Here is an 8,428-nt window from a genome sequence, read left to right as displayed (position 1 = left end):
TTAGTGGCAATAAGATCTTAATGCTAGGTGAATTAAGATCTTTATCCACCAATAAAAAAGGGCATTTACATCCTAAGATAATATAAATGCCCTCAAACCATCATATTTTAATAAGAGTATTTGTTAAGAATCTCTTGGTAAATGTCGCTGCTTTTTACTTTTGCTAATTGAGTATTAAAGTCGTTAAGCTGTTCTTGGGTCACACTTTTTTGGCTAAACATCACATAGGCATCACCAGTTTGTATGGTAATACCATGGGCCACAATGTAATTAGATAATGCTTTACGTCTAAGTAATGAAGCACCAACAAAATTATCCTCAAGATAAGCATCGATATCATTATCAAGTAGTCTCGCTACATTGAGTTCACCCATAATGGCATTGACGAAATATTTGGACTTATCAGGGGTATCTAAAAAGGATGATACTTCGGGGCCATAAATATAGTCTTCAACTATACCTATCTTGCTGCCATTTTGAACGAAGTCTGACAATGACTTATATTCGGTTCGCACTTTATCTCCGTTACGAATATACAGAGAAAACTCTTCCATCCTGTATGCATCACTGAAGAACGCAAATTGCTCCCTTGCTTCTGTTTTTGATGCACCAAGTAGTATGTCGACTTCACCCTGTTTTAAGGCCATTAATAAATCAACCCACGTGCCTTGTTGATAGGTTAATTGGCAACCCATTTCTCTCACTACAGCTGCAATTAACTCAATATCTAGGCCAGAGACACGATCACCAACATCTGCATATTGGTAAGGTTCCCATGCGTCAAATCCTAGTATGAATTGGCAGTTTTTATCAGATGTCATTTTTTCCATGACAGTTGTTGCTTGAGTAACAGAAACTGTGGGTGGTGATTTAGTTTGTTCGTTTGAAGGTTCAGGTTTACATGCGTTAACAATTAAAGATAAAAGTAGTAGTAAAAATACATAGCTAAATTTCATAGTTTTTTGCCCCTTAAACATTCCTATAAGTGTAACTTAGTATTTGTATTTTGCGAGGTTATTAATTTTTATATCAAAGGTGTGAGTAATCTCTTGACCTTAGATGTTACTCTAAGGCTTATCATGCTGGTATTGACATAGGAGGTAGCATGAGAATAAGTGATCTAGCAGAACGTTCGGGTATTAGTGCACACACTTTGCGTTATTATGAAAAAACCGGTTTGCTGAGCGCTTCAAAGTGCAGTGATAGTAACTACCGTATATATTCACAAGATGATTTGACCTCAGCTAAGTTTATTAAACGTAGTAAAGAGTGTGGTTTTACTCTGGCAGAAACAGCCACTCTATTAGCAATCAGGCATGACAAAAGTCAGCATGTTTGTGCAGAAGCTAAGTTAATAACTAGTGCAAAAATCACCGATATCTCGCAACAAATTGCACAGTTAAAGCAAATGCAACAAACCTTGCAGCAACTAGAACACTATTGTTGTGGTGGTCAAGAAAGCGCCGAATTTTGTTCAATCATTTCAACCTTGGAACGGGAATAACCTTATACAACTCTTTGCAAATTTTGTGTTGTTGTTTACCGAGTCTGCGCCATTTTTACTTTTAGGCATGTTGATCGCGGGGATGATTAATCAGTGGATCCCTCGTACTTGGGTAGAAAAAACTTTGGGTGGGAAAAGCTCAATAGTAAATGCAGCACTTATTGGTGCGCCACTGCCTTTGTGTTCGTGTTCAGTTATCCCTGTTGCAATGGGCATAAGGCGCAGTGGTGCCAGTAAAGCTAGCACCGCTAGTTTTTTGGTTGCTACACCTGAAACCGGTGTTGACTCTATCGGTATCACTTATGCGTTAATGGGCCCAATTATGGCGATGGCTAGGCCTATAGCCGCAATCACCTCAGCCATAGTTGCAGGATTATTAGTGCTTTGGTTTGGTAAGCCAGGTAAGGCAACCGAGCAAGAACCGCAAGCTAAAACTACCACCAATTGTTGTCATAAAGCCAAAGTTGCACCGTCTTCCATCAGTGAAAAAATACAAGCGGCTTTTGTTTTTGGCTACGGACAGTTATTACGAGACTTTATGTTGTGGTTTCTGATTGGGATTTTCTTTGCCGCTCTCGTTACTACTATAGTGCCGGTTGGGTTTTTAAATCAGTATGCCCAAGGCATATTGGCTATGTTAGTTGTGGTTTTGATATCTATTCCTATGTATGTGTGTGCTACAGCTTCGACTCCTATTGCTGTAGGGTTATTGCTATCGGGTATCACACCCGGTGCCGCGCTAGTTTTTATGTTGACGGGGCCAGCCACGAATATTGCAACCTTGATGGTGATTAAAAACGAACTAGGCAAACGTGAACTAGGTCTGTATTTAGTCGCTATTGTAAGCAGTGCCTTAATCTCTGGGTTGATATTGGATGCGCTTTTCGAGCAATTTGATTGGCAACTGCAATTATCTCATGGCGAACACTCCGAAATGGTGGGCGTCTTTTATCAGGCATGTGCTTTGGTGTTAGCCGGACTGATCGCTTATCAACTACAAAAAATGCTGCTGCCTAAGTTTGCCAACTTCAAATCGGTTTAAGCTCAATGCCCATCCACCTAGGTATCTAGATGGTTGGGAATGACTTAGCTGTAGTTCTCCATTCTCACCTAACACAGCAAATGTAACGATTGCTTACAAATAGCTGCCACTAATAAATGGTTAATGGTGTGTTGGTGATGTATAACACTATTAAGTTATGTTCTGTGGAGTTCTAAATGACAATTCATTGGAATGGGGATGCCCCCATTTATATTCAGTTATATCAGCAGGTGATAAAGCGCATTCTAGATGGCAACATCAAAGAAGGTGAAGCCTTGCCGTCTGTCAGAAAGGTGGCTGCGGAATATCAACTCAACCCCGTTACAATTTCTAAGGCTTATCAGATGTTACAAGATGAACACTATGTTGAGAAACAACGAGGTAAAGGATTATATGTTAAGTCAGGTGCTCCTGAACTTATTTTAGAAAAGGAACGCAAATCTTTTCTGTCCTCTGAGTGGCCACTGATTTTGCAACAAATTTCACGGTTAAAGCTTTCCGTTGAAGAACTGCCACGTGCGGCCAAGGAGTATAAATAATGTCAGCCATGATCTCGATTTCAGGATTGCATAAGTCCTATAAAAATAAGTTGGTTTTAAACGACGTTAATTTATCCTTGGGCGCCGGACAAATCTTAGGCTTAGTAGGACCAAATGGTGCAGGAAAAACGACCTGTTTACAGGCACTTTTAGGTTTAACCAGTTATGACGGTGACATCGATGTATTAGGTTATAATCCAAGTAAAAACAGAGAGAAAATGCTCGCCGATGTTGCCTATATAGCTGACGTGGCTGTATTACCAAAATGGATAAAAGTAGACCAAGCCCTTACCTATATGCAAGGTGTTCACCCTAATTTCAATCGACAAAAAGCCGAAACGTTTTTAGCCAAAACTAACATCCCAGCAACCGCAAAAGTAAAAACTTTGTCAAAGGGCATGGTAACGCAATTACACCTAGCCTTAATTTTAGCCGTTGATGCAAAAATATTGATCTTGGATGAACCTACACTTGGTTTGGATATTTTAACCCGTCGTCAATTTTATACGCATTTATTGGAAGATTTTTATGACGAAGACAAGTGCATCATAGTCACTACTCATCAAATCGAAGAAATAGAACATATTCTGACTGATGCCGCATTTATACGTGATGGCAAGATTGTACTTTCTCAGAGTGTAGAAAACATTCGTACCCGGTTTAAATTGGTCACGGTAGATAATGAACATCTCGAACAAGCAAAAAGTCATAAGCCACTTTTTACCAATAGCATGATGGGCATAACAAGCATGTTATTTGATAATGTTGACCCCGCCGTACTCGAAACGTTAGGCAAGGTGAGTTCACCTACACTGGCCGATATTTTTGTGGGAGTGATGACACAGGAGATTAACCTATGAACAGTACACAAATTATCACTAGTTTTAGAAAGGAAATATGGGAATTCAAAAAGACATTGTTTTGGGTACCTATCATCATCGCGGTTTTTATAATAGCAGCACCTTTACTTAAGTTGATGCTGATGGAAGAGTTTCAAATGTCGAGGTTGCTTGACAGTATGAGCAATGTGGACAACTTGGCTAATGTTGAGGGGTTCACTAAGTTTTTCCTCGCTACCATTATGGGTATGTTTGTGCCTTTTATTATGGTGTCCTTGATCATACAGCTCTATTATTTTACTACCTGTCTGTTTGATGAAAGACGTGATTTATCTATTTATTTCTGGCGCTCATTACCCGTATCGGATGTCTTAAGTGTTGGGGTGAAGCTAATCACTGGCGCGTTAGTTGTGCCCGGCATATTTATGTTGGCTGCGACTTTTGTAGTTTTTATTTTTCTTCTCTTGGCATTACTAGTATGTACAGTGCTTTCTGTAGGATATGACATATCACTTTGGGGGCTTTGGGGTGATGCTGATATTATCAGTAACCTGGCATCCATTTGGTTAAACTTATTACCCTACGCGTTATGGATGTTTCCTGTATTTGCATGGTTAATGCTGGCCTCGATGTTCGCCAATAAAGCACCTTTTTTATGGGCAATATTACCTATAGCCGCTATTTTGTTGATTGAATCTTTTGTGGTGGAATATTTGCACCTCGATGGACGGTTTTTCTTAAATACTTTGCGTGAATATTTTGCATTTGGCCAAGGTATGTTTCCGAGCCACGTTTCTGATATCGAATCTCCAAAGTTCTTAATATTTTCGCTCCTGTCCTCAAAAATAAGTGTTGCAGCAACACTGATAGGAGTAGGGTTGATGTACCTTACGTATTGGTTAAGAGTGAATAGGAGTGAAGTTTAGGTACTAAGTAAAATTAATGTAAAAGCGTCAGTTTAAGTTACGTTTACTGTTAGCAATTTGTTAACAGTAAACGCACGTTTTCGCACAATCTGTAATATTCCTCATATATTCTCGAGTTGTACTACCATATTTTTTATAACGCTTTATTATGCGCGTCAAATTTTTAGATGGGGTAGAGGATCGCTACCCCATAAACGTGAATGAGATAGAATCTATGAAACTAACCCCGTCGTTTTTGGCTCTTTTAATAAGTGCATTACCCTTAAATGCTTTCGCTGCAGCTTTTCAACTTGCAGAGCATAGTGCAACGGGGGTGGGGCGAGCTTTCGCCGGTGAAGCTGCTATCGCGGATAGTGCTGCGGTTGTTGCACGTAACCCAGCGTTAATGTCTTCCTTTAAAAAAGTGCAGTTTTCAGTAGCTGGTACATTTATTTTGCCAGATGTCAGTGTTACAGGAGACAGTGCGCCGCCCTATTCAAATTCCGCAGCGCTAGATGACAACAGTATTGCTCCCGAAGCCTTTATACCTGCCCTTTATTATGTCAGCCCAATTAATAAAAGAGTGGCAATTGGTTTTGGTGTGTTTTCAAATTTTGGGTTAGCCACTGAATTTGCAGATGATTATGCTGCAGGTCAACTCGCCGGAACGTCTGAAATTACCACCATTAATTTTAATACCAGTGTGTCATACAAAATTAATTCTGATTGGTCGGCTGCCTTGGGTCTTAATTATATTTATGCCGATGCCAACGTAGTTCGCCACTTTGGTGATAATCCACTAGGACTGCCAGCGCAAACTTTAGCTGCAAGCTTAGAAGGTGATGACAATGGTTATGGATGGAATGTTGGTTTTGCATACGAAATTGATAAAGGTTCTCGTTTAGGATTGTATTATCGTAGTAAAACAATGCTTAACTTTGAAGGTGATTATACCAACCAATTACCAGCTGCAGTTGGTGGTTTAGCTAGCGCTGTTTTACCTGGTTCTCTTGAACTTGAACTGCCCGCTACTGCGGAGTTTTCTGGTGTACATCTACTTGATGATAAGTGGACTGTAAACTACAGCATAGTATGGACTCAGTGGAGTAGCTTTCAGTCTTTAGAGGCATTTGTATCCTCTGTTGATACACCTGTGTTTTCAAAAGAGGAAAACTTTTCAAACAGTTTTCGCTATGCGTTAGGTGGCAGTTACCAACTCAATAAAAATATAAAACTGCGCGCTGGGTTTGCCTGTGACGCAACACCAACCGACAGCAATCATTTATCTATATCAATCCCCGATTCTAACCGTAAATGGTTAAGCACGGGTGCCAGTTATAAAGTAGACAACACATCATCGGTCGACATGGGATTAACATTTATTAAAGGCCAAGAACGCGCCTTTAATGAAATCGATAACCTTGGCAGTCAATGGGCATTTAGAAGTCAAGGCGATGCGCTGATATTTTCAGCGCAATACAATCATACATTTTAAAAACCGCTTAACAAAAATGGCCCTGATATAAGGGCCATTTTTTAATTGAAAGATGAATTTAATTAGCTTATTCGTCTAGCTTCCACTTGATGTTACAACCTATAGATGGTGTTTGATTCGAGTTAATATGCTGCCCTTCAAGCAGTGCATCCATTGCCTGTGTTAAGTCACTTCCCGTTGCTTGATGTTTAGTTGAGTCGTAATTGCCAGAAGAGATGCGAGTTGGTCTAGAAGCATCGAATTGGCCTCGATACACTAATTTTTGATCGCCATTAAATAGATAAATATCAGGCGTACATGCTGCTGAGTAGGCTTTAGCAACATCTTGTTTTTCATCCAGTAAATAGGCAAAAGGATAATTACGATTGCGCTTTTCTTCAATCATATGTGACATATCGTCTTCGGGATACTGTTTAATGTCATTACTATTAGTAGCGATAAAATCAATGCCTTTTTTTTGATATTCAAGTGCCACTTTGGTCAGCTGTGGTGCAATATGAATAACGTAAGGGCAATGGTTGCAAATAAAGGCAATGACTAAACCTTTACTGCCATTATAGTCAGCCAAACTTACGTTATTACCTTCTGTATCAGGCAAACAAAAATCGGCTGCTTGTTGGCCCAAAGCCAACATGTTGGAAGCGGTCATTGCCATATAAAAGGTCTCTAGTGTTAAGGGGATTACCTACTCTAATCGTAACAGGATATACTGTTAGTCACATTGGATTTTAAAATTTTCATATGCATCAAGACTTAGAAGTTGAAGACATAATCATAGGCACAGGCAAAGCCGCCGAGCGTGGCGCATTAATCACTGCGCATTATGTGGGGTGGCTAGAGGATGGGACAGAATTCGATTCGTCATATAAAAAGAATGCACCTTTTCAAACCGTGCTTAGCAACAAACGTGTTATTCAAGGTTGGATATTGGGCTTAAAAGATATGCGAGTAGGCGGTAAACGGCGTTTGCGTGTACCGGCACATTTAGCCTACGGCGAACGCCAAATCGGCACAATGATCCCACCACATTCGAATCTGCTTTTTGAAATTGAATTGTTAGAAGTACTAACCAGAGATTAAAACCGTTCGGAAAAATATTATTAGCAGGGGATTTTTGCACTAAGATTAAAGGTATTCATCGACATGGAATGCACTGAATATGATCTCGTCTATACACCGCTATGATTGGCTAATCTTGGTATTGTTGTTTGCCACTGATTCATTTTGTTCTACCAAAGAGCATAGCCAAGTTGTCACAGAAAACCTATCCCAGCCTCAACAATTAGCCACATCGTACCAAGAAGACATAGTAGTAAACGATTACTGGGTAAGCGAAAAATTAGATGGTATTCGCGCCCGTTGGAATGGCAACGCATTGGTGACCCGCAATGCTAATATTATTCACGCACCTGTTTGGTTTGTGAAAAATTTTCCTGCGCAGACTATGGATGGCGAATTATGGTTGGCCCGTAACAGCTTTGAAAAAACCGCTTCTATTGTTTTACGCAAAACGCCTTCCCAAGACTGGAAAAATATCAAATTCATGCTGTTTGATTTACCGGAGCATAAAGGTACTTTTACCCAACGTTTGACCGAGTTGTATTATTTGGCTGATACCATTGCCAGTCCTAATGTACAGGTTATTCCCCAATTCAAACTAGCAAATCATCGTCAGCTGATGAGAAAATTGGATGAAATAGTTGCAGAGGGTGCAGAAGGGCTGATGTTAAATCATCAGGGGGCTTATTATCAGGATGGTAGAAGCGCCAATTTACTCAAGTTAAAAAAACATCAAGATGCCGAAGCCAAAGTGATTGCGCATATTCCCGGCAAAGGTAAATACCAAAACATGTTGGGCTCATTGTTGGTCGAGTTGCACACTGGCTTGCAATTTAAAATCGGCTCAGGGTTTTCCGATGTGCAACGGCAAGAACCGCCACCAATTGGTAGCATAATAACCTTTAAATATTATGGCCTGACAGCAAAAGGTATTCCACGCTTTGCTAGTTTTTTGCGGATTAAGCCTAGCAACGAGGAAGAGGTAAAAAATAAGAAAAAACCTTTCCTTGCATCAGTAGGGGTAAGCGATTAAGTGTAGAAGTTT

At 40.0% G+C, this 8,428-nt stretch carries 10 protein-coding genes; 8 read left to right on the top strand and 2 right to left on the bottom strand.

Features of this window, described 5'->3' with window-relative positions:
- Nucleotides 1–107: 107 nt before the first annotated feature.
- Nucleotides 108–956, bottom strand: a complete 849-nt coding sequence (locus QZ488_RS20350; protein ID WP_293752197.1) for a transporter substrate-binding domain-containing protein — start codon at nucleotides 954–956, stop codon at nucleotides 108–110.
- Nucleotides 957–1,105: 149 nt separating this feature from the next.
- Here QZ488_RS20350 and zntR point away from each other — a divergent pair, with 149 nt between their 5' ends.
- From zntR to QZ488_RS20320, 6 genes are all read left to right on the top strand, one after another.
- Nucleotides 1,106–1,504 (top strand): Zn(2+)-responsive transcriptional regulator, encoded by a 399-nt coding sequence (gene zntR / locus QZ488_RS20345; RefSeq protein WP_293752195.1) that lies wholly within the window; start codon nucleotides 1,106–1,108, stop codon nucleotides 1,502–1,504.
- 25 nt (nucleotides 1,505–1,529) lie between these two features.
- Entirely contained in the window at nucleotides 1,530–2,546 is a 1,017-nt protein-coding gene (locus QZ488_RS20340; RefSeq protein WP_293752193.1) for an SO_0444 family Cu/Zn efflux transporter, read from the top strand.
- A gap of 176 nt (nucleotides 2,547–2,722) precedes the next feature.
- Nucleotides 2,723–3,085, top strand: a complete 363-nt coding sequence (locus QZ488_RS20335) for a GntR family transcriptional regulator (RefSeq protein ID WP_293752191.1) — start codon at nucleotides 2,723–2,725, stop codon at nucleotides 3,083–3,085.
- On the top strand, nucleotides 3,085–3,945 hold the full coding sequence (locus QZ488_RS20330) for an ABC transporter ATP-binding protein (protein ID WP_293752189.1): 861 nt from the start codon (nucleotides 3,085–3,087) through the stop codon (nucleotides 3,943–3,945). Before QZ488_RS20335 ends, QZ488_RS20330 begins: the two co-directional genes overlap by 1 nt.
- Nucleotides 3,942–4,850 (top strand): hypothetical protein, encoded by a 909-nt coding sequence (locus QZ488_RS20325; RefSeq protein ID WP_293752187.1) that lies wholly within the window; start codon nucleotides 3,942–3,944, stop codon nucleotides 4,848–4,850. The genes QZ488_RS20330 and QZ488_RS20325 overlap by 4 nt, the downstream gene beginning before the upstream one ends.
- Before the next feature lie 214 nt (nucleotides 4,851–5,064).
- Nucleotides 5,065–6,324, top strand: a complete 1,260-nt coding sequence (locus QZ488_RS20320; protein WP_293752185.1) for an outer membrane protein transport protein — start codon at nucleotides 5,065–5,067, stop codon at nucleotides 6,322–6,324.
- A gap of 67 nt (nucleotides 6,325–6,391) precedes the next feature.
- On the opposite strand, the gene QZ488_RS20315 is transcribed toward QZ488_RS20320, so the two are convergent.
- A complete protein-coding gene (locus QZ488_RS20315) occupies nucleotides 6,392–6,979 on the bottom strand; it encodes a thioredoxin family protein (RefSeq protein WP_293752183.1) in 588 nt (195 codons plus the stop codon).
- Between the two features lie 86 nt (nucleotides 6,980–7,065).
- Here QZ488_RS20315 and QZ488_RS20310 point away from each other — a divergent pair, with 86 nt between their 5' ends.
- Both QZ488_RS20310 and QZ488_RS20305 read left to right on the top strand, forming a co-directional pair.
- Nucleotides 7,066–7,404 carry an FKBP-type peptidyl-prolyl cis-trans isomerase gene (locus QZ488_RS20310; RefSeq protein ID WP_293752181.1) on the top strand — a complete coding sequence of 113 codons (339 nt, stop codon included), beginning with the start codon at nucleotides 7,066–7,068 and terminating at the stop codon, nucleotides 7,402–7,404.
- Nucleotides 7,405–7,483: 79 nt separating this feature from the next.
- Nucleotides 7,484–8,416: a DNA ligase gene (locus QZ488_RS20305; protein WP_293752179.1), complete on the top strand. Its 933-nt coding sequence runs from the start codon at nucleotides 7,484–7,486 to the stop codon at nucleotides 8,414–8,416.
- The last annotated feature ends 12 nt before the right edge of the window (nucleotides 8,417–8,428 follow it).

Source organism: uncultured Paraglaciecola sp. (assembly GCF_913020055.1).
Lineage (GTDB): Bacteria > Pseudomonadota > Gammaproteobacteria > Enterobacterales > Alteromonadaceae > Paraglaciecola.
The sequence above is the reverse complement of the archived record's forward strand: the minus strand, read 5'-3'. Positions and strand labels throughout refer to the sequence as shown.